The 21,832-nt window shown below is 50.6% G+C and carries 18 protein-coding genes; all 18 read left to right on the plus strand.

Annotated elements, in window-relative coordinates:
* The first annotated feature begins 74 nt into the window (after positions 1-74).
* Positions 75-611: a fimbrial protein gene (locus SFA31_RS09620; RefSeq protein ID WP_322837772.1), complete on the plus strand. Its 537-nt coding sequence runs from the start codon at positions 75-77 to the stop codon at positions 609-611.
* Between the two features lie 103 nt (positions 612-714).
* Positions 715-1,482, plus strand: coding sequence for a molecular chaperone (locus SFA31_RS09625; protein WP_322837773.1), 768 nt, complete (start codon positions 715-717; stop codon positions 1,480-1,482).
* Positions 1,483-1,567: 85 nt separating this feature from the next.
* The gene (locus SFA31_RS09630) at positions 1,568-4,189 is read left to right on the plus strand and encodes a fimbria/pilus outer membrane usher protein (RefSeq protein WP_322837774.1); all 2,622 of its coding nucleotides are present in this window, start codon (positions 1,568-1,570) and stop codon (positions 4,187-4,189) included.
* Positions 4,180-4,773, plus strand: coding sequence for a fimbrial protein (locus SFA31_RS09635; protein WP_322837775.1), 594 nt, complete (start codon positions 4,180-4,182; stop codon positions 4,771-4,773). The genes SFA31_RS09630 and SFA31_RS09635 overlap by 10 nt, the downstream gene beginning before the upstream one ends.
* A gap of 96 nt (positions 4,774-4,869) precedes the next feature.
* Positions 4,870-5,400, plus strand: coding sequence for a type VI secretion system contractile sheath small subunit (gene tssB / locus SFA31_RS09640; RefSeq protein WP_322839339.1), 531 nt, complete (start codon positions 4,870-4,872; stop codon positions 5,398-5,400).
* A 17-nt stretch (positions 5,401-5,417) separates the two neighbouring features.
* Complete coding sequence (gene tssC, locus SFA31_RS09645; protein ID WP_322837776.1) at positions 5,418-6,917, plus strand: type VI secretion system contractile sheath large subunit; 1,500 nt, start codon at positions 5,418-5,420, stop codon at positions 6,915-6,917.
* 184 nt (positions 6,918-7,101) lie between these two features.
* The gene (locus SFA31_RS09650; protein ID WP_322837777.1) at positions 7,102-7,587 is read left to right on the plus strand and encodes an Hcp family type VI secretion system effector; all 486 of its coding nucleotides are present in this window, start codon (positions 7,102-7,104) and stop codon (positions 7,585-7,587) included.
* A 151-nt stretch (positions 7,588-7,738) separates the two neighbouring features.
* Positions 7,739-8,278: a type VI secretion system lipoprotein TssJ gene (gene tssJ, locus SFA31_RS09655; RefSeq protein ID WP_322837778.1), complete on the plus strand. Its 540-nt coding sequence runs from the start codon at positions 7,739-7,741 to the stop codon at positions 8,276-8,278.
* Positions 8,279-8,281: 3 nt separating this feature from the next.
* A complete protein-coding gene (gene tssK / locus SFA31_RS09660) occupies positions 8,282-9,628 on the plus strand; it encodes a type VI secretion system baseplate subunit TssK (protein WP_322837779.1) in 1,347 nt (448 codons plus the stop codon).
* Positions 9,628-10,998, plus strand: coding sequence for a type VI secretion system protein TssL, long form (gene tssL, locus SFA31_RS09665; RefSeq protein WP_322837780.1), 1,371 nt, complete (start codon positions 9,628-9,630; stop codon positions 10,996-10,998). The genes tssK and tssL overlap by 1 nt, the downstream gene beginning before the upstream one ends.
* Before the next feature lie 12 nt (positions 10,999-11,010).
* Positions 11,011-14,832, plus strand: a complete 3,822-nt coding sequence (gene tssM / locus SFA31_RS09670; RefSeq protein WP_322837781.1) for a type VI secretion system membrane subunit TssM — start codon at positions 11,011-11,013, stop codon at positions 14,830-14,832.
* A 34-nt stretch (positions 14,833-14,866) separates the two neighbouring features.
* Complete coding sequence (locus SFA31_RS09675) at positions 14,867-15,559, plus strand: T6SS protein Cts1T (RefSeq protein WP_322837782.1); 693 nt, start codon at positions 14,867-14,869, stop codon at positions 15,557-15,559.
* A gap of 60 nt (positions 15,560-15,619) precedes the next feature.
* A complete protein-coding gene (locus tag SFA31_RS09680; RefSeq protein WP_322839340.1) occupies positions 15,620-18,022 on the plus strand; it encodes a type VI secretion system Vgr family protein in 2,403 nt (800 codons plus the stop codon).
* A gap of 61 nt (positions 18,023-18,083) precedes the next feature.
* A complete protein-coding gene (locus SFA31_RS09685; protein WP_322837783.1) occupies positions 18,084-18,347 on the plus strand; it encodes a PAAR domain-containing protein in 264 nt (87 codons plus the stop codon).
* A 5-nt stretch (positions 18,348-18,352) separates the two neighbouring features.
* On the plus strand, positions 18,353-19,195 hold the full coding sequence (locus SFA31_RS09690; protein WP_322837784.1) for a TagK domain-containing protein: 843 nt from the start codon (positions 18,353-18,355) through the stop codon (positions 19,193-19,195).
* 17 nt (positions 19,196-19,212) lie between these two features.
* Positions 19,213-20,010 (plus strand): type VI secretion system accessory protein TagJ, encoded by a 798-nt coding sequence (locus SFA31_RS09695; protein ID WP_322837785.1) that lies wholly within the window; start codon positions 19,213-19,215, stop codon positions 20,008-20,010.
* Between the two features lie 5 nt (positions 20,011-20,015).
* Positions 20,016-20,501: a type VI secretion system baseplate subunit TssE gene (gene tssE / locus SFA31_RS09700; protein ID WP_322837786.1), complete on the plus strand. Its 486-nt coding sequence runs from the start codon at positions 20,016-20,018 to the stop codon at positions 20,499-20,501.
* 722 nt (positions 20,502-21,223) lie between these two features.
* Positions 21,224-21,823: a helix-turn-helix transcriptional regulator gene (locus SFA31_RS09705; RefSeq protein ID WP_322837787.1), complete on the plus strand. Its 600-nt coding sequence runs from the start codon at positions 21,224-21,226 to the stop codon at positions 21,821-21,823.
* Positions 21,824-21,832: the final 9 nt, after the last annotated feature.

A 21,832-nucleotide genomic window follows, 5' to 3' on the forward strand; every position in this document is an offset into this window, starting at 1 on the left:
AGGAATTAGGGAAATACGTAATCGATACATCACTCGTTATTTTGAATTAAACAGGACTATAGGGAATATTATTTATGCGTAATTTTAAACTGGCTTTATGCGCTCTGGCACTGACTGCAACTTCTGCTTCCGCACTGGCGGCAGGCGAAGTTACTCAGGGTACCGTAACCTTTAACGGTGAATTGGTAGCTGATACCTGCTCAATCGTTGATGAGTCTGTAAATCGCATCGTTACCTTGCCGAAAGTGTCTACTCAGACGCTGGCAAAAGCGGGTGATGCAGCGGGTTCTAAAGGATTCGATCTGAACGTCGAAAAATGCCCGTCTACGGTGACTCAGGTTGCTGCGCACTTTGAAGCGATTGGCAGCAGCGGCGTGGATAGCGCAACGGGTAACCTGACGAATACAGATGCTAGCGGCGCAAAAGAAGTTGAAGTACGTCTGTACAACTCTGACGAAAAACAGTTGAAGCTGGGTGAGTCAGGTAATCCGTTCCCGGTTGATGCTGATGGTAAAGCAACCCTGCGTTACTACGGTGGTTACTATGCAACGGGTGCAACCACTGCCGGTAAAGTTAATGCTAAAGCGCAGTACACCCTGGTTTACCCGTAATTTACCCTTCTTATTAATAAGATGGATAGGGGCGGTATTGCGCCGCCCCGCATTAAGGAAGTATTCCCTGACGATGACAGGACGGAATTAACGGGTGCGGGATATGGCAATAAAATATCAAAGTGTAATCGGTTTGACATTAAAGAAGGCAGCGTTATTGCTGGTATTAACTTCCCAGATAGCCGCTGCTAGTGTAACCATTTCAGGAACGCGTATTATTTTCCCTGGTGGGGAGCGGGAAAGAACTGTACGAACTACCAATAAAGGGACAATGCCTGCATTGGTACAGGTCTGGATTGATGATGGGCAAAAGAACCAGGATATTAATGCGGCAAAAGTACCGTTTACCGCCACGCCGCCGGTTTATCGCGTAGAACCGGGTAAAGGGCAAAGCCTGCGTCTTATTTATAATGGCATGACGCTGCCACAGGATAGAGAATCGGTGTTCTGGTTTAATTTACTGGAGATCCCGCCGGTCGATGAAAAAGTAAAACAGGGCGATCATTTAGAGCTGGCATTCAGAACGCGCATTAAATTATTTTATCGGCCAAAGAGTTTAATCACCAGTAGCAGCGCAGACAACGCGGATAAATTACGTTGGGAAACGGTGGGCAACGGAATTAAAGTGACAAACCCTACGCCCTATTACTTTTCTTTTGATTCAGCTGAAGTAAATTTTGCAGGAAATAAACTGCCTTTAAAAGTAGATATGGTTCCGCCGTTCGGTAATATGGAATTCACGCTGGCTAATAAGGGTTCTATTCCAGGTGGGATTAAAGATATCCGTCTCGGTCTTATTAACGATTATGGAACGGTTAATAATATCTATTTGATTTCTTCTGGTGGTAAAGGGTTGGCGATAAAAAAATAATTATGTAGCAAAGAACAGGGACATATTCCAACGTGAGCCGCTAGTTTATGTATGGCCACAGGGTTTTGAATAGGGAGTCAGGGAAGTGAAACCTTCAGAACTATACAGATGTCGGCATTTTATAAACCGCGAAACATTATTGTCGCATGCGATACGGCATATTTTAATCGCATCTGTCGGTGCCGGATTCCCCGTACTGGCATTAAGTAGCGGAATACGGCCAGAGCCTGTCGCAGAGCCTGCGTCACCGCCGGAAACGGTCAGGTTTAACAGCGCCTTTATTCACGGTGCCAGCGTAGATGTCTCTCACTACCAGCAGGGGAACCCTAATCCGGCCGGTGAGTTTGTAGTGCAGGTACTGGTGAATGGCCTTAATCGGGGGCAGCATAAAGTGCTGTTTGTTCCGGTAAAAAATAGCGTCAGCGCCCAGCCGTGTTTTACCCCGGAAGAGCTTGACGGCTACGGCATCAAAATCATGAACGCACCTGAGAGGTCAGGCAAAGGTGCGGCAAAGCAGTGCGCCAGGCTGGAGCAGTGGGTCACCGGGAGTGCGGCACATTATAACGCCGGCGATTTTCAATTGAATTTGGTGGTGCCGCAGGCATGGACGGTGGAGTATCCGCGCGGTTATACCGACCCTAATACCTGGGAGGCGGGGACCACGGTAGGGCTGCTCGACTATAACAGCAACTTTTATACTCGCCAAAATACCCGCGATTTTCGCAGCGACGGCGGGCACGATATTAGCGGCAATGTGGGGTTGATGGCCGGGTTAAACTTCTACGGCTGGCGCCTGCGCAAACGTATTAATACAAGCTGGGATAGCCGTTCGTCTACGCATACGCAAAATCTATTTACGTATCTTCAGCGAGACGTTCCTGTATTGAAAAGCCAGCTAACGCTGGGTGATAGCACCACCAGCGGCGATCTGTTTGATAGCCTAACGGTACGCGGGATCCAGCTACAGTCCGACGATCGTATGCTGCCGGAAGGGCTGCGGTATTACACGCCGGTTCTGCGAGGGATTGCGGAAAGTAATGCTCGGGTTCGCGTTACCCAGCGCGGGCAAACGGTTTATGAAACTACCGTTCCGCCGGGGCCGTTTGCCTTAAGCGACGTTGGGGCCATGGGGTATGGCGGTGATTTGCAGATGACTATCATCGAAGCCGATGGTCGACAGCGCACCCAGGTGATTCCGTTTTCCGCTCCGCCCATGCTGTTACATGAAGGCGTTTCGCGCTTTGGCGTAACGGTCGGGCAGTTGCAGGACGATACCTTAAAGACACATCCGGGAATGGCGCAGGGGTTTTATCAGTACGGACTAGGCAGTTTGTACACCCTGTATGGCGGAGGGCAAATTTCCGATAACTACGGCGCCGTGGGTTTTGGTCACGCATTCAATACCCCGCTCGGCGGGGTGTCAATGGATATCACGCGTGCGCGCAGTGAGTTAAAAGACGGAAGAAGCTCGACGGGCAATAGCTTTAACATTGGTTTTAGTAAGTTCCTGGATTCCACGTCAACGGATATCACGCTGGCCGCCTATCGCTACTCGTCTAAGGGATTTTATAGCCTGCGGGATGCGATAGCGGAGCGCTCCGGAGCGCGAGACGACCATTATATGGTGGATTACCGAACCCGAGAGCGTTTTACCGTCAACGTCGGTCAGCCGCTGTGGAACGGGGCGCGGATTAACGTTTCCGGTAATTTTTATAGCTACTGGGATGAGCGCGGTTCATCGAAGCAATACATGGTGTCTTATAACAAATCGGAGCGTTATTTTTCGTGGGCGATATCGGCTTCGCGCGCATTCGATAGCGACGGGCGGGATATTAATAGCGTGATGCTGTCATTCAGCGTGCCGCTGGGCCAGGCCAGTATCGTTGACAGGCCGCTGTTTAATACGCTGTATACCACCGCCATGCATGACAACGACGGTGGAACCAGCGCGCAGGTTAACGCCATCGGCAGCCAGGGCGACCAGAGCGAACTGTCTTACGGTGTTGGGACGACGGTGAGTAAAAGCCGGAACGATAATACCCAGGGCGAATTCAACGGCAATATGAACTACAACTCCCCGTGGGGGCAGTTTGGTTCCACCGCCTCGCTCGGCAGCCGCTCGCGCCAGCTTTCGTTTACCGCTAACGGCAGCGTCATCGCACATAGCGGAGGGTTAACGCTGGGGCCACGGCTCGGAGATGCGCCTTTCGCATTGATCCACGCGGAGGGAGCAAAAGGCGCGCGTATGCTGAACGGATATGGTTCGCGTATCGACGGCAATGGTTATGCGGTGATGCCGTCGCTAACCCCTTATCGTGAAAATACGATAGCGATTAATACTGAAGGCCTGCCGGATACGGTAGATGTACTGGAAAGTGAAAGTACGGTTATTCCACGAATGGGCGCGGCCATTCCGGTAACCATGAAAACGCTAATCGGTAAACCCGCTGTACTGATTATTCGCGATAAACAAGGTAATTATTTACCCATCGGCGCCAATATTATGGATATGCATAATACCAGTCAGGGGCTAATTGGGCAGGGCGGAATGGCCTATATTCGCGGATGGCATGCAGATAAAGACAGTTTATATGTTAAAGATGCTTCCGGTGCGCGTATATGTACGATTTATGCAGATAAGTCGATAGCCGATAAAATTGCTCGTTCATCTGGCGCAATTACACAGGTAGGTGTGGTATGCCATTAATTCAGAATAATAGACCTGTCAGCAAGCTTGTCTTTAATAGCGTATTTGTGGCTTTATTAGTAGGGCAATGTTTTTCCCAGGTGCATGCCTGTAGCAGCAGTGCGGATTGCGAAATAAAAGTTCTTTTTACTGGCGAATATACCGATGAAACCTGTAATGTTATTATCAATAATGCCAGTAACAATGAAACTATTACGCTGCCTAAAGTCTCAATAGCGACGCTCCAGATGAATGCCGCTGAGGCCGGAAGCCGCCCTTTTGATATTACGCTAAAAGATTGTCCCGCAAGCCGAAAAATTGCCGTTACTTTTAAAAGTAATGTTTCTCCGGCGGATACGACTACCGGTAATTTAATTAATGATACCGGTTCGGTTTTTAGTAATAACGTACAAATCAGATTGCGTAAAGAAGATAGTTCGCAAGTGGTTATTGATAATGATGCAACCGGACAAGAATATATTATTTCGTCTGCGGGTGATCCTTTAACCCACCGGTTCACTGCGAGTTATTACGCAAAGGGGAATTCTGCTGTGACGGCTGGAAAAGTCCATGCGGCGGCAGGGGTCGTGCTTGTTTATAAATAACAGGAGGAGCTGACGGGGACTGGCAGTAATTATTTAATATTTAGCTATCACGCGAACGACGATTTTATTTATAACGGTTATTAAAGAGTAATCATAATTATGAGCAAAAGTAATTCGCAGAAATTTATTGCACGCAATCGTGCGCCTCGCGTACAGATTGAATATGACGTCGAAATTTATGGCAGCGAAAAGAAAATAGAACTGCCGTTTGTGATGGGCGTTCTGGCCGATCTTTCCGGTAAACCGCTGGAACCGCTTCCTCCCGTTGCCGACAGGAAATTCCTGAGCATCGATATTGATAATTTTGATGAGCGCATGAAGGCCATGCAGCCGCGCGTTGCGTTTGCGGTGCCCAATACGCTTACCGGCGAAGGTCAGCTGATGGTCGATATGACGTTTGAAAGCATGGATGATTTTTCGCCGGATGCTATCGCTCGCAAAGTCGATTCTTTATCGCAGCTTCTGGAAGCGCGCACCCAGCTAGCTAACCTCCAGACGTATATGGATGGTAAAGCCGGTGCGGAAGGGCTGGTAATGAAAGTGCTGAATGACAAGTCGCTGCTGAATACGCTGGCCGCTTCGCCGAAATCCAATTCGGCGGATAAAGAATCAGCGAACCAAAAGTGATTTAGAGAGAGATTATTATGGCAATTCAAGCAGAAAAAAATAAACAAGCCGCCACTCAGGTTGAAACACAAAGCGATTTTAATGCTTTATTAACGCGCGAATTTAAACCCAAATCGCAGCAGGCGAAAACCGCCGTTGAAATGGCGGTGAAGACGCTGGCAGAACAGGCGTTGGCAAGTTCTATTACCATGGCCGACGATGCGTATAAAAATATCGCCGCGTTCATCGCTGAAATAGATAATAAATTATCCGAGCAGATTAACCTTATTCTGCATCATCCGGAGTTTCAGGCGCTGGAAAGCGCGTGGCGCGGTTTGCATTATCTGGTGAATAACACCGAAACCGATGAAAAACTAAAACTGCGCTTTATGGACCTTTCGAAGGATGAACTGCGCCGGAATATGAGACGCTATAAAGGCGTAGCGTGGGATCAGAGTCCGCTGTTTAAGCAGATTTATGAAGAAGAATACGGTCAACTCGGGGGTGAGCCTTACGGTTGCCTGGTGGCGGATTACTTTTTTGACCACAGCGCGCCGGACGTGGACCTGCTGTCTTCCATCGGTAAAGTGGCCGCGTCTGCGCACATGCCGTTCATCACCGGCGCTGCGCCATCTGTGCTGCAGATGGAGTCATGGCAGGAGCTGGCCAACCCGCGCGATTTGACGAAAATCTTTACCCAGAACCTGGAATATGCGGCGTGGAACTCACTGCGCCAGTCTGAAGATTCCCGTTACATTGGTCTGGCGATGCCGCGCTTCCTGTCGCGTTTGCCGTATGGCATTCGCACCAATCCGGTGGATGACTTCAACTTTGAAGAGACCACGGACGGTGCCGATCACAGCAAATATGTATGGTCTAACGCCGCCTATGCGATGGCGGTGAATATTAACCGTTCTTTCAAACATTACGGCTGGTGCACCATGATCCGCGGCGTTGAAAGCGGCGGCGTGGTAGAAGATCTGCCTTGCCACACCTTCCCGACCGACGACGGTGGCATCGATATGAAATGTCCGACGGAAATTGCGATTTCTGACCGTCGTGAAGCGGAGCTGGCTAAAAACGGTTTCATCCCGCTGGTGCATCGTAAAAATACCGACTATGCGGCATTCATTGGCGCGCAGTCGCTGCAAAAACCGGCGGAATATTACGATCCGGACGCTACCGCGAACGCGAATCTGTCCGCGCGCCTGCCGTATCTATTCGCCTGTTCCCGCTTTGCGCATTACCTGAAATGCATCGTGCGCGACAAAATCGGCTCTTTTAAAGAGCGTGAAGATATGCAGCGCTGGCTGAATAACTGGGTGATGAACTATGTCGATGGCGATCCGGCTAACTCTTCACAGGAAACCAAGGCTCGCCGCCCGCTGGCTGCCGCTGAAGTTGTCGTTGAAGACGTGGAAGGTAACCCGGGTTATTACCAGGCGAAATTCTTCCTGCGCCCGCATTTCCAGTTAGAAGGTCTCACCGTATCACTGCGTATGGTGGCTAAACTGCCTTCACTTAAAGATGTTGCCTAATTAGGCATGAATTAAGAAGTTAGTCATGAAGACTTTCTTCTTTTTAACCGCGGTGAAGTTAATAGGTTTTAACTTACCGCAAAATCAGGGGCGGTTTTTATTTATTACTAATAAAAACGTTATCTGTATTTGGTCGTTACACGGTGTGTAACTTTATAAATAAGAGCTGAAGAAGGAAATTATTATGGCTCAAGATATGTTTATTAAAATTGACGGCATCGAAGGTGAGTCTCTGGATGCTACTCATAAGAATGAAATTGAAGTGCTGTCATGGCATTGGGCAAGCATTCAGCATTCTAATATGCACAGCGGTTCAGGCGGTGGTTCTGGTAAGGCGACCGTAGAAGACTTTTGTTTTGAACACTATGTAGACAAAGCCAGCACCAACCTGCTGAGCTACTGTCTGTCTGGTAAGCACATCAAAGATGTCCAGTTTGTGGTACGTAAAGCCGGCGGCGATCCGCTGGAATATCTGACCATCAAATTTACCGACGTCATTATTACTCGCGTAGAAACTGCGGGTTCTGCTGAGGATGAAACTCGTCCGCGCGAGCGCGTCACCTTCGCCTTCACGAAATTGACTCAGGATTACGTGATGCAGAACGCAGAAGGCGCTAAATCTGGCGTTATTTCTACCAGCTACGACGTTAAAGCTAACCTGCGCAGCTAATTTTGTTGCCTGGAAGCAAATAAAGGTTTGCCGCTTCGGCGGCAGACCTTTTCTGGACAGATTTTAGAGGTGCGCCAGATAGCCTTAAATATAACAAGCCGATTGACTGGCAAAATGATATTCAAAAAATAACGATAGCTTTGGTGGAAATATGTTTTGCACAGCAGAAATAAAAAAATATATAACCCGCATATCTCAAATAATATTGAGTATTGCTTTAATTATTTTTGTTGCTTCATGCTCAGGCAGTCGATCGTCTGATGCGCGCAAAGGAGAAGTAAAGTTAACGTTAATTGCCGATAAAGATATCAATCCTAATGAGCGTGGTCAGCCAGCGCCTCTGAATCTATTTGTGTACAACGTAAAAGTTGCCGATGTTTTTAATAATGGTGACTTCTTCGAAATAACCGAAGGCAATAATAAACAAATACAAGACGCGTCCTCGAAAGTCTATGAGGCTATTTTACAGCCCGGAGAGTCGCGCACTATTAAGGTTAAACCGGACAGTGACACTAAGGCGCTGGGCTTCGTCGGTGCTTATCGTGATATTCAGAATTCAGCATGGGTAATTACGTGGGATTTACCCGAGAGGAAAAAAGTATCGTGGTGGAAGCGAATTTTTAACGACGATCCAATTGCGTTGAATGTTCATTTTCAAAAAGCAGCAATTACAATTAAGAAAATGGGTTAAACCATGAGAACGAATAAAGTCGTGTGGAGTGAAGGGCTGTTCCTGCGCCCGCAGCTTTTTCAACAGCAAGAACGTTATTTTGAATACTATGCCCATAAGCGCGCATCAACGCTGAGCCCGTTTTTCTGGGGATTTTCTCAGTATGAAATCGATCGCGAAGCCCTTTCTTATGGCAAGTTGGTGCTGCGCACCGCTCGCGGCGTCTTGCCTGACGGCACGCCGTTTGATATCCCCGATCACGCTGATTTGCCTGAACCGCTGACTATCCTGCCCGAACATCTGGGAAAAATGATTTATCTGGCGGTCCCGCTGCGCCTGGATAACAGCGATGAAACGATTTTTAACCAGCATGAGTCCAGTTCGCTGGCGCGTTTTCGCGCTGAAGAAGCCGAACTGTGCGACACCAACTCAATCCGCCAGGGGCCGAAGCCGGTACAGCTGGCGAAGTTGCGTTTACGCCTGGTGTCCGAGACGGAAATGACGGAGTCGTGGATTGGCCTGCCGCTGATGCGCGTGAAGGCTATCCAGCCTGACGGCAGCGTTTTGCTGCACTTTGATGACTATATTCCGCCGGTTACCGGCTATGCCGCTAACCCGCTATTAAGCGAATGGCTGACGCATTTGAACGGCCTTGTCAAAATGCGCGCCGAGATGCTGGCAAATCGGCTGTCATCCACGGACGGTAAAGCCAGCGCCAGCGCTGAAGTGGTCGATTATCTGCTGCTGCAAATCTTTAATAAATACGAGCCGATTCTGGATCATCTGCGTCATATTCCGGAACTGCCGCCGATCGTGCTGTATGAAGAGCTGGCCAAACTGGCCGGCGAACTGTCGACGTTTATCCGTACTCAAACCCGGCGCCCGAAGCGCGCGCCGGGTTACGATCATGCCCGTTTGTACCCTTCAATCCGCCCGTTAGTCGACGATGTGCATGATTTACTTAACCAAATTCTGGTGCGCGCGGGCCAGCTTATCGATTTGCACTCTCGGGGCAACGGCGTGTGGTCGGCTTCCGTGCTTCCCGCCGAGCTGCGGTCGTTCTCCAATATGGTGCTGGCGGTGCACGCCCAGCTGCCGATGGATGTCTTGCAGCAGCAATTTCACGCGCAGGCCAAAATCAGCGCCCCGCAGCAGCTCCATGAGCTGGTACGTTCGCACCTGCCCGGCTTGGTGTTACAGGGGCTGCCTGTGCCGCCGCGCCAGATCCCGTATAGCGCGGGATACGTCTATTTTGAATTACAAAAAAGCGGTCCGTTTTGGGAAAAAATTTCAGGTACCGGCGCGCTGGCGCTCCACGTTGCAGGTGAATTCCCCGGCCTGAAAATGGAACTCTGGGGAATCAGGAACTGATGAAAGACGATTTAAACCAGGAAGCACTCCACGCGGTGGACAGCTCTCCTGTCCCGGAGGATGACGGCTCGCCCCAGGCGCTGGGGAAATTCCTCCTGGACGAACACGGTGACTGGATTCAGGAGCCGGAACCCGCGGCGCGTACGCGCGCCGAGCGCGCCGCGGCCGGTATCGCAAGCGGGCACGGCCGCACAATGAAAAGCGAAAGTGTGCAGCAGCGGGTGCTGAAAGTCTCAGCGGCGGAAAATGCGCTGCTGGAAGCAACCCAGCCGCTGCTGCGGGCGCTGAGCGATATGCCCGAAAAAATTGAGGACATCGCCCACGTTGAGATCCTGAAAAATACGCTGAAGAGTGAAATCAACGTATTCAGTATCGTCTGCGAAGAGGTGAATATTCCGTGGAAAAAGATGGCTATCGTGCGCTACTGCATTTGCACCGCGCTGGATGAGGCCGCGCATACGGCGCCCTGGGGGCTGGAATCCGGCTGGTCTCAGAGTAACCTGCTTAACCATTTTGAAGGGGACAACGACGGCGGCAATAAATTCTTCCTGCTGATTGGGCGTTTGTCTATGAATCCCAATGAGTTCGCCGATGTGCTGGAAGTGCTGCTGCGCATTCTGGGGCTGGGCTTTGAAGGCCGTTACAGCATCATTGAAGATGGCGACAGGCAGTTAACGAAAATCCGTCAGCGCCTGCTTACCATCGTGCAAAGCACGCGCGATACCACGCAGCCGGCGCTGTCGCCGCACGGGCTACAGCCGCACGGCCCGGCGCGCCGGGAGCGTCTGGTGGTGCCGGTGAGGCTGACGGCCCTGTGCGCTGGCGTACTCATCGCTTCATCCTTCATCTGGTGTAAATACTGGCTGTTAAACAGCAGCGTACGTATTACCTCCGACATTAACGCGATGGAAAACCTGAAGGTCACGCTGCCGCAGGTGAAAACGCGTCTCCGGCTGGCCATTTTGCTACGCAATGAAATCAAACAGCAGCTTTTGAGCGTTGATGAAACCCAGGCGCAGAGCAAAGTGGTGCTTAAAGGCGACACCCTGTTCAGTTCCGGTTCGACGACGGTGCAGCCTGCGATGGTGAACGTTATTGAACGCATCGCGCATGAGGTGCGGCGCGTCAACGGCGATATCGTGATTGTCGGCCACACCGACGCGACGCCGATTCACCGCCCTGAGCTGCCGAACAATACCGTGCTTTCTGAAAAACGCGCTGAAGATGTGGCCCGCTACTTTATTGCCGCCGGAGTGCCTGAAAGCAAGGTGAAAGTTGAAGGCGTGGGCGACAGCCAGCCGCTGGCGACGAATAAAACGCCGCAGGGACGGGCGAAGAATCGCCGCGTCGAGTTTTTTGTCACGTATTAAACGGGATAAATAATGTCTTATTTAAATAGAGTCTTCGCCGCGCGGTTTATGAAGACACTGCTCATTATCTGCTGTATTGCGCTGCTAATTGCGGCCATCTGGTTTCTGGGGCCGTTTTTTGGGTTCGGAGAAACGCGCCCGCTGGAAAGCGTGGAATCCCGAATCATTTTTATAGTTCTGGCTGTTTTCTGTCTGGTGAGCTTTTGGCTGCGCTGGCCGGTGTTTATCGTCGCGGTGGCTACGCTGTGCGTGATTGTTTGGGTGCTCGGGCCGTTCCTGTTAATCGGGGACAATTACCCGCTGGCACCGGTGAGCGTGCGGCTGGGCATTATCGCCGCTATTTTATTTAGTGCGCTGCTGTACGGCGCATGGCGGCTGCTGCTGGCGTTAAAAGATAATCCCGCGCTGTTAGAACGGTTTATGAAGAAAGAGACCGCGCCGGAAAACGATACCTCTGAGGTGGTGGCGGTTATCCGCAACGCGGTGGACTATGTGAATAAAAGCCGCGGCAGTCTCTCTTTTTTTCAGCGCGTGATCCTGGCGCGCAGGCCGCAGGATACGCTGCCCTGGTACATTATGCTGGGCACCGAGGATTCCGGTAAAACCTCGGCGATTTTAGCCTCAGGGCAGAGTTTTCCGCTGCCGGAACAGCTTAACCAGGTGGGGAAACAGGGGCAGCCAACGCGCCACTGTGAATGCTGGTTTACCAATGACGCCGTGTATCTGGATACGGCCGGTAAATATATCAGCGCAGCGGAAAGCCATTTGCCGGAATGGCAGGCGATGTTAAAGGCGTTAAAAAAATATCGCCCGATTAAAGCGATCAACGGCGCAGTTATTACCTTTTCCGCAGCGGATATTATGGGACGTACCCAGGCGGAACTGTTTGAGCTGGCGGCCAGTATGCGCGCGCGGCTGGAAGAGCTGCGCCAGACGCTGGGCGTGCGTTTCCCGGCCTACGTGCTGGTTACCAAACTCGACCAGCTTCCGGGCTTCGCTGAATACTTCCGTATCCTAACCGAACAGGAGCGCGAGCAGGTTTGGGGCGTTACTTTCCCTTACGGGGATGCGATGAAAGGCGCGCCGGGCGAGTTGTCTGAGCGTATCCGGGAAGAGTTTACTCTGCTGGAGCGGCGCGTTGATCGGGAAATGATCGTGCGTCAGCAGGAAGAGTACGATCATCGGGATCGCAAAAAAATGTACGCGCTGCCCCAGGATTTTCACGCGCTGTCCGTTCTGATGGCCGAAGTGGTGCAGAATATCTTTTTTGCCTCGCGCTACGATGAAACCCAGAGCTATACCACGCTGCGCGGCATCTACTTTTCCAGTAGCCATCAGCCGGTCGATTTTAGCCTGCTGAATAATCAGACTATTGTGCGCAAATGGTCTAACTATGTGGATAATCAGAACCCGGCGACTACGGCGTCCGTCGTTGAACAGCCCGCCGAGCGCGATTTTCTGGTGAGCGATGTTTCCTATGGGCGCCAGTATTTTCTAAAACAGCTGTTCAGCGATGTTATCGTTAAAGACCTCGATTTAGCGCGCTATAACCTGGCTAATGAGTCGAAATATCGCCTGCAGCGCTTCCTCGGTCACACGGTTGCCATTTTGGCGGCGGTGTTCCTGCTAAACGGTTTCCATAACAGTTATCTTAATAACAGCCGCTATTTGCACGTGGTGGATAACAAAGCCGCGACGCTCGGCGATGAGGTTAACCGCTTTTCGAAAACGACGAATGAAGGGCTTATCCCGCAGCTTCTCACGCTGTCGCAGTATTTACCCGAGTACGGCACTCTGAATGTTTATAGCCCCGGGCTGAACTGGCGTTACGGGCTGTATACCGGGAAGGATGTAGTGAACGCGTCGGAGTCGCTGTATCAGTATTTCCTTGAGCGGCTACTGCTACCGCAAATTGAACGTCAGGTTACGCTGGCGCTGCAGCAGGCTATTGACACCGATAATCCGGAGCAGATCTATAGCTATCTGAAGCTGTATCTCATGGTGTACGGACAGGGCAAATTTGATAGCGCGTATATCGTCGACAGTGTAACCCGTCTGTGGGAAGAGACCGGCAAGCTGCAGCCTTATGAAGAGCGACAGATATTTATTTCCCACCTCAATACGCTGCTTCAGTCGCCTACGTGGCGTCGCTTTGGTCAGCCTGCCGACGCGGGGCTGGTGAAATATGCGCGCGCGCTGCTGGATCGGGATGATTTGGCCAGCCGCCTGTATCGCCGTATTAAGGACGCAGCGGCGGCAGACGCCCCCGCAGATCTGACGCTGAGCGCAATGACGCGCAGCCGGGGTGGGGAGCTGTTTTCACTTGGGGAAGATTCTGAGGCGACCTCTATTCCTGGGTTGTTTACGCGCGCGGGGTATCACTCCCTGTTTAAAAAAAAAATGGATCTCGGGCTGATGGGGCTGGAGCGTGAAGACGGCTGGGTAATGGGAAAGGAGAAGGATAACCCATTGCCAAAGGTGGGCGTGGCGCGCAACGGCGCGCTGATAAATCCGGTCCAGAAACAGATTCTGGCGCTGTATTTGGATGAATACACCCAGCGCTGGCAGGCGTTTTTGCGCAACATTCGTATTAAAACGGATGTGCTGCCACTGGACTCCGGCAGCGCCGGCATGGCATCGGATATTTATATCCTGAGAACGCTGGCAGCGCCGGATTCTCCGCTAGCCAATCTGGTGCAGCGCGCCGTAGCGGAAACCACGCTGTCCGAGCCGGAAGGAAAATCGCTGCTGGATAATGTCAGTAATAAAGGCCAGATATTAAACGCGGCGATGAAGGTGAGTCTGGCCTATGCGGCGCTGGAAAAAAAGCTGCTTTGGGAGCGGGTTGATAGCCACTTCGCGCCGCTGCGCGAGTTTGTTACCGGTTCTCCCCAAATCGTAGCGGACGCCCGGCCTGGCGCGGTTGCCAGTACAGAGTTGAGTAAATTAATGGGGGCGCTGAATGAGCAGTACACCCTGTTTGTGATTTATAACGACGCGCTAAAAAGCGGCAATAGCGTGACGCTTTCCAATACCGCGCAGAAGCTGAGCGCCGAGTCCCAAACCTGGCCCGATCCGTTGAGTAATTTAATTAGTCCGCTGCTGGATGGTTCGTATCGGCGAGCGAATCATGAGGCTATCGCGCAGGATAACGAAGGCATTGAAGAGCATTTAGGGCGCATTTGCCGCAGGACTCTGGCGGGGCGCTATCCGTTTGCCGACAGCGAAGAAGAGGTGAAGCTGGCCGATTTTGAACGCTTTTTCGCGGCCGGCGGTCTGGTGGATGACTATTACCAAAAAAATCTGGCTGACAAAGTGGATACCTCAGCGCACCCTTGGCGCTATAAAGGCGACGCCGGGGAAAGCGATAACGGTGAGCTGGCGGTGTTTGAGCGCGCGGCGGATATCCGCGATGCGTTTTTCCAGGGCGAAGGCGGGCGCCGCATGGCTCTGAAGTTCGGTATCTCCGTGCCTTATATGGATCCTTCGGTGATTCAGCTCAATATGAATTTCGACGGTACTCAGGTGAATTACGCGCACGGCCCGATAGCGCCGGTTTCGCTAACGTGGCCCGGCGCCCGGCAGGGATCGCGTATCACACTGAATGCGATGCCGCGTATCGCCGCCGGTTCGTCGGCGCTGTTTACCGGCCCGTGGGCATTATTCCGCTGGCTGGATAGCACGCGGAAAATTGTGGTGCCGGATTCCGGGGAAACGGAACTGATTTATTCCCTGGATAAGCGTCGGGTGGATATCGAAGCCACGGGACTGACGGTAAACGGAGCGCTTGCGTCTGATTTGCTCAGGGATTTCCGCTGTCCTGGCGCTTATTAAACGGTGCAAACCAAACACCAGAGGAAAGATATCGGTGCGTCTGTATTTACTTATCGATGAATTAAGCACAGGCCGATTGGGCTGGCGTCGCAGGGAGCAAGCGCGTCTGCGCGCCCGTCTCCAGCAGGCGATCCTCCCTTATATGGCCTCCTCTGTGCCGGATGACTATTTATCAGAAAGTTATCCGTGGTGTTTTGTTATGCCTTCGCCCGCATCCAAAAAAGGCAGCCGTTATTACGCGGGCGCCTTGATGGTATTTCGCACGGCGCAGGGGGAGAAGTCTGCCGCCGTTATCTATACCTCAGTGTCTTATGGCTGGCTGAAAAAGGATTTGTCATCGGCGTTTCCCGTGACGTTCTGGATGACGAGAGTTCTGAATCATTACGTGCGGAAAAATGAATTTTCAAACGGGAGCTGGCGATCTTTGCGGGAATGGGTCAGGGCGCTGCGGCGGGCATATTCGCCGTTTTGGGAGTCTTTTGCCCTGACGCCTAATTTCCGTTTCAAGAATCGCTCTCAGGTTTTACTCAGGGAGGGGTCACAGGAGGACTATCGCATTCGGGATAGCGATGGTGTCGAGATTATGCCGTGGAAGAACTGGCCTGACTGTTTAGCGGGAGAGGCCTGTATCTGGCTATGGCGGCAAAGCCGACACAGGAAAATATTGGATTCGCAGAGAATTCCATTACAACGCGCTGAGGCTGAAGGGCCTGACGCATCATTTTAAGATACTCACAACGCATCAGGTGATGATATGTCACGTACTATTAAATTAAGTAGTTCGGCTATGCCGCTGCTACTTGGAGAGCCGGCGTTGGTAATCTCAAAACTGGATGGTGAGGAGGCATTCTCCTCGCTCTATTCCTACGTGATTACTGCCAAAACGCCGGCCAATCCGCTAATACCCTGGCAGGCGGCTTCGAATGTCGATCTTAAAGCCTTAATCGGTAAAGAGATGACCGTCGAAATTGAACTGGACGGTAACGGGCTCGGGGATATTATTGGCCTTGGCCAGGGAACCCGGGAAATATCAGGTATTGTTCAAAAAGCGCGTTATATCGGGCGCGACGCCAATCAGGCGCTGTATGAAATTATTATCCGGCCCTGGCTGCATTTGGCTGAGTTAACCACCGACTTTAAAATTTTCCAGCAAAAAACGGTGGTGGATATTATTGAAGAAGTGTTAGGCGATTATAACTTCCCGTTTGAGAAACGGCTGGCGGGCAGTTATCCGCTGCTGGACTTCCAGGTACAGTACGGCGAAACCGATTTCAATTTTATTGAACGGTTAATGGAAGAGTGGGGAATTTATTGGTTCTTCGAGCATGCGGAACAAAAACACAAACTCATTCTGGTTGATAGCGTAGGCGCGCACCGCCGCACCCCGAGCGAAGCCTATCACGTTCTTAAGTACTCTTCAGACCGACCGAAGCTGGATGAAGAGTACATCAGCCAGTTCCACTTCCAGGAAATGATCACTTCCGGGCGCTGGGTGACCAATGACTATGATTTTACCAAGTCGCGCGCGGATATTATGGCGCTGGACAGCAAGCCGCGGAAAACCAGCTTCAACCAAATGGAAGTGTTCCACTGGCCTGGCGACTATGAGCAGCCGGAGATAGGTGAGCAGCTTGCGCGCGTGCGAATGGAAGAACGCGGTGCGCTCGGCTCTCGCTGCGAAGGCTCCGGCGAGTTACGCGGGATTATGTGCGGCACGGTTTTTGAACTGGTGGATTATCCGGTAGAAAAGGCGAACCGCGAATATATGATTCTGCGTAGTCACCTGTCGGTTGAGGAAATCGATCAGCTGGCCAGCCAGGATGAGTTTCGTTACCACTGCGATTTTACCGTGCAGCCTACCACGAAAATCTACCGTCATCCTATGACGGTGCCAAAACCCAAAACCAGCGGTCCTCAAACCGCCATTATCGTCGGTCCGCCGGGTGAAGATATCTGGACGGATGAATACGGTCGCGTGAAAGTACGCTTTTTATGGGATCGCTACGGGAAAAACCGGGAATCGGATTCCTGCTGGCTGCGCGTGAGTCAGGCCTGGGCGGGGAATAACTTTGGCGGCATTTATATCCCGCGTGTTGGTCATGAAGTTATCGTTGATTTCATTAACGGTGATCCGGACAGGCCGCTGATTATCGGCAGCCTGTACAACAATACCACTATGCCCCCCTGGGATTTGCCGAATAACGCTACGCAGAGTGGCCTGATAAGCCGTACCGTCGGCGGCGGGCGCAGCAACTATAACGGTATTCGCTTTGAAGATAAGCCCGGTATTGAGCAGTACTGGGAGCAGGCCGAACGCAATATGACGCGCCTGACTAAGCAAAATGAAGAACAAACTATTGGGATGAACTCCAATATTAACGTGGGCTTATCTCGCAACCTGTTCGTTGGTGCGAATCAGATGACCAACGTTATCGGCAACAACAGCGCGTTGATTGGCGGTGCGGTGGCTCTGGAGATTGGCGGTAGTAACAGTGAAACCGTCGCGTTAGCGAAAAGCGTTAATGTTGGCGGTGCGTACGGTCTGAATGTGGGCGGTGCCGCGATGACGGCGGTGGGGGGATATACCTCGCTGTCCGTTGGCGGAGCCTATCAGGTTAACGTAGGGGGATACCATTCACTCGCCGTGGGCGGCGCAACGACGATGGTGAGCGGCGGCTGTATGAATATTGTCGCCGGCGGGGAGCTCGTACTGTGCTCCGATACCATCAAGATTATTGGCAAGAGTAAGGTCGTGATTCAGGGCGGCGAAGTCGATATTAACCCAGGCGATTGCTGCGGCGATAACTGCGGCGGCGGTGGCGGCGGCGGCGGTGGCGGCGGCGGCGGCGGTGGTGGCGGCATGATTGGCCTGCCTGGCTTGCCAAATATCGTTGCGCTGTTTGGCGTCGTGATCCCGCTGCCTCCGATTCCGACGACGGAGCCACCAACGCAGTCACCGACCGAAACTCCAACGCAGCCACCGACGGAAACGCCGACGGAAACCCCAACGGAAACGCCGACGGAAACCCCAACGGAGACGCCGACGGAAACGCCGACGGAAACGCCGACGGAAACCCCAACGGAGACGCCGACGGAAACCCCGACGGAAACCCCGACGGAAACCCCGACGGAAACACCGACGGAAACACCGACGGAAACACCGACCGGGAGCGTAACATTCCCGCCCTAGTCGTTGCCGAAGGGAGAAGGTTTTATTGCAATGGAATCAAACAAATAAGTGAGGGTTATCTATGCAAAATGCAGCCAGAGTGGGGGATGCAACGGCGCACGGCGGTTGCCTGTGCTCCGGATCGGGGGACGTTTTCATTAATGGGTTACCTGCGGGCATGATGGGCGCGAGCGTGGCGCCCTGTGCGATTGGGCACGGGGCTGCTCCCGTTGCCAGCGGCTCCGGAAGCGTATTTATTAACGGGCTTCCGGCCGCGCGGCTCGGTGATGTTACCGGCTGCGGCGCCGTCATTGTCTCGGGTTCCGGCGATGTCTTTATAGGATAAACAGCGTGAAAATCCATTTTGAGTGGCCCGCATCCCGCCCGGGAATAGTGCTTGATGAAAGCCTGACTGAGGATAATGCGCTTGCTCTGAATGTGAATAATGGGGTCTTCGGACCCCATACTCCGCAGGAAGCGCGGGACGTTATTGTTTTTTACCGGCATATGAACCGGGCCGTATTGCTGAATTTGTGCGCTGAACGCCTGTGTTGCCTGGATGGCGTTGAGATTGCTTATGGTCGCACGCATCCGTTACATCATGGTAATGAGATCCAGGCCGGACATTTTAAGCTGTCCGTGGTCGTTAACGGCGATAAAGCGGCGGATGAACAGAGTTTTTACCGCCTCATTTATCCGGATAAATCATGGGAGCGCGCTGACAAAGTCCCTGAGGTTGAAGAGATCCTCCCTAACGGCGGAAATATTATTAATGACCTGCGCTATTTCAATGATGTCGTCCTGGCGCAGGATCGCGGCAACGATGTATTGAAAACTCTTGAAGTGGAATACAAACGTTTCCTCATCTGGCGCGAGCAGGAAGGCGCTTCATATACCGCACTGAATCACCAGGATAACCATATTCTAAAAACGGATCTCCGCTTTGACGCTATTAGAGAGCAAATAAAGGGGAAAACCTTAACGGAATGCATTATCGACAAACCATTTTTGATGGAGAAGGTATGGCCTGAACTGAATGTAGACCGCCTGCCTGATGATATTTTTGTTGACGATGAGAAGCACGACATTCTGGAAGCGCTGTCTCCTGAACACTTTGTCAGCAAAGGGAAAAATAAGCTTCCCGAACTGGTGTTTCAGGATTTTTATAAAGTGGGTTTGGATAGTCACTATTAATTTAAGGAGCATAAAAAATGCAGGATACAATTTCTCTTACTCAGATGTTAAAAAACTCTTCGCTTAATGAATTATTCCAACAAACTTTGGAGCGGGTAAAAAATAACCCCGAAGATCTGAAGATACGCGATGTGTTATTTAAATTGTATTGCGTTGACGGCGTATGGGATAAGGCACTGCTGCAGCTACAGACCATGGCGTTAATGGATGAAGAATTAAAAAAACAAACCGAGCTTTATAAAAACCTGGTATTTAGCGAGATGCAGCGCGCTCAGGTGCTGGCGGGTGAGCGGCAGGCGGCAACGCTGGACGGCACTTTTCCACACTGGATGGAGGTATTGCATCAGGCGAATGTGCTGCAATATCAGGGAAAAGGGGATCAAGCCGAGGAGCAGCGCGGCGAAGCGTTTAATCTGGCTGAGTGCGCAAGCGGTTGCAGCGATACGCTTGGGCAGTTTGAGTGGATTGCGGATAGCGATGGCCGCTTAGGGCCGGTATGTGAGTTTATCTGCGCAGGCGGCTATCGCTGGGTGGCGTTTTCCGATATTCAGAGCCTGGAGGTATCCGCACCTCAGGGGCTACTGGATTTGTTATGGGCGCCGGCTACTCTCAAATCTGGCGATAATACCTGGTATGGCTTTGTCCCTGCGCGCTATCCAATCTCCGCCGAAGATGACCAGACGATTAAGCTGGGTTCTAAAACCGAGTGGGCCTCTATTTCAGATATGCTGTCCCAGGGTAGCGGTCGTAAAGTTTTGGTTACTGATATGAGCGAACATTCTATTCTGGAAGTCGGCAATATTACCTTTGGATAATCGTGATGGAGCGTAAACACCAGTACCTTCCCACGCTGTTAGACAGATTGCAGGATGATGAACCTAAAAGTAAGTATGACCGTGATAGACCGATAGATATTAAAGGAATGCGCAGTCTGGTACAGCGGGATCTCGCTAATCTTCTTAATCATACTAATATTGAAGATGCGCTGGATGAGCAACGTTATAAAGTTACTCTGGCGTCGGTGGTGAATTATGGCGTTCCCGCTTTGATAGGTTCACATGAGAATCGACATAGCTGGAACATAATCGAAAAAACAATTCGCACGGCTATTTTGCGCTTCGAGCCGCGTATTATTCCTGAGACCTTACTGGTACGTTCTTTACAGGAAAAGGAGCATCTTACCCGACATGCGCTGATCATATTCGAGATTAGAGGGTTGATTTACTGGAATCCAAAGCCAATAGATTTGTGCATGAATGGTCGTTATGACATTGAATCAGAGAAGGTGGAGCTAAAGGTTCTTTAAGAATTTTGTGACATCAATGATGACATATACATAGCTACAAATTTTTTCTGAACGTAATCTCATATCTTAACTTCTGGGATAATGGCTCGGGCTGAGTTCCTGGTCATTTATCCCAAAATAAAAATACAATTTATTTTTATAGATTTATTGAGGATAGTCTTATTTGGTTGTCTTTCTTTCTGTGCGTTTTTTCTTCTGAATTAGGCTAAAACATCTACTTTATTCTGTTTTCAATGGGATATTTTACTGTAAATTCTTTTTTTTAGTAAATTTGACTGTTCTATATATCGGTTATAGAATGCGGGAAAAAGAACGGGGAGATTCTGATTATAGAGATAAATGAAGGTGATTTTCTTCATCGCTACTCGTTTTATTGGACCTATTGACCTTTTCCCCGCTTTATAAATAAAGCATGTGTTGGATATATTACTGGCTATTCAGCCAAGGTTATCCTTTGTATGGAGGTCTAAAACAGAAACTAATTACATTAGGGATTATTTCAGGAAAGCCCGGCATTAACCTGTTATCTGGTGGGACAGATATATTTCGGGTTTGCCGTATGGGATTTGAGTATGGAAAGCTTAGGTTATTATATGGCAGTGCCATAACTCTACGGCTATTTAAGTTGTTTCCATTTCTTCACTTTGGTCTGTTCCAGGCAGCGTCCGCTGTGTCTGGAGGTAATCACAACGTCTTGTGATCGCAACAAATGGGTGTGAAGTATGTTAAAAATATTACTGATAGATTCTAACTATTATCAGATGTTCGGTCTGAGCCTTTTAATCTACGAGCAGCTTTCTGATGAGCATTTAGATGTATGCTTTTTATTACCGTCTGCTAAAGAGCACACGGATGAACCCAATATCGTTTTCCGTAATGATATGGTGACGATTAATATTTTTAACAAACGACGTATTCGTGGTAGTAGCGATACTCCCAGAAAAGAAAAAATAACTATTCATGTTCCATTCTTATCCAGGAAACATACGCTCAATGAGATTTCAACAAAAATTAGAAAGATACTGGCTATAGCTTGCGCTGATTACAACGTCTTAATCAATAAAGAGAGCGCGTATTGGTATTTTGGTTTGAAGAAATACTCACAGTTATCGGATAGTGAAAACGACGTGATGTTATTAATAGGGAGAGGATATAATAGTACGGACATATCAAAAATACTAAATCGATCGAGGAAAACAATCAGCACTCATTATCGAAATGCGAGTCGTAAGATGGGGGCTGCTAACAGAGCAGAGTTTTATCGCTACGCTTCATTTATAGCAAATTGCGGAAGGGATGAAAGAAATACTCTGTGCCTTTAACAGATTTGC

It is taken from the genome of Erwinia sp. HR93, from assembly GCF_034555055.1.
Classification (GTDB): Bacteria; Pseudomonadota; Gammaproteobacteria; order Enterobacterales; family Enterobacteriaceae; genus Apirhabdus; species Apirhabdus apintestini.

Bases quoted from the DNA above. Each gene is read 5' to 3' on its own strand.
- SFA31_RS09635 (WP_322837775.1), top strand. From the start codon at position 4,180: ATGCCATTAATTCAGAATAATAGACCTGTCAGCAAGCTTGTCTTTAAT.
- SFA31_RS09685 (WP_322837783.1), top strand. From the start codon at position 18,084: ATGCAAAATGCAGCCAGAGTGGGGGATGCAACGGCGCACGGCGGTTGC.
- SFA31_RS09695 (WP_322837785.1), top strand. From the start codon at position 19,213: ATGCAGGATACAATTTCTCTTACTCAGATGTTAAAAAACTCTTCGCTT.
- SFA31_RS09620 (WP_322837772.1), top strand. From the start codon at position 75: ATGCGTAATTTTAAACTGGCTTTATGCGCTCTGGCACTGACTGCAACT.
- SFA31_RS09705 (WP_322837787.1), top strand. From the start codon at position 21,224: ATGTTAAAAATATTACTGATAGATTCTAACTATTATCAGATGTTCGGT.
- tssK (WP_322837779.1), top strand. From the start codon at position 8,282: ATGAGAACGAATAAAGTCGTGTGGAGTGAAGGGCTGTTCCTGCGCCCG.
- tssJ (WP_322837778.1), top strand. From the start codon at position 7,739: ATGTTTTGCACAGCAGAAATAAAAAAATATATAACCCGCATATCTCAA.
- tssL (WP_322837780.1), top strand. From the start codon at position 9,628: ATGAAAGACGATTTAAACCAGGAAGCACTCCACGCGGTGGACAGCTCT.
- SFA31_RS09680 (WP_322839340.1), top strand. From the start codon at position 15,620: ATGCCGCTGCTACTTGGAGAGCCGGCGTTGGTAATCTCAAAACTGGAT.
- SFA31_RS09625 (WP_322837773.1), top strand. From the start codon at position 715: ATGGCAATAAAATATCAAAGTGTAATCGGTTTGACATTAAAGAAGGCA.
- tssE (WP_322837786.1), top strand. From the start codon at position 20,016: ATGGAGCGTAAACACCAGTACCTTCCCACGCTGTTAGACAGATTGCAG.
- tssC (WP_322837776.1), top strand. From the start codon at position 5,418: ATGGCAATTCAAGCAGAAAAAAATAAACAAGCCGCCACTCAGGTTGAA.
- tssM (WP_322837781.1), top strand. From the start codon at position 11,011: ATGTCTTATTTAAATAGAGTCTTCGCCGCGCGGTTTATGAAGACACTG.
- SFA31_RS09650 (WP_322837777.1), top strand. From the start codon at position 7,102: ATGGCTCAAGATATGTTTATTAAAATTGACGGCATCGAAGGTGAGTCT.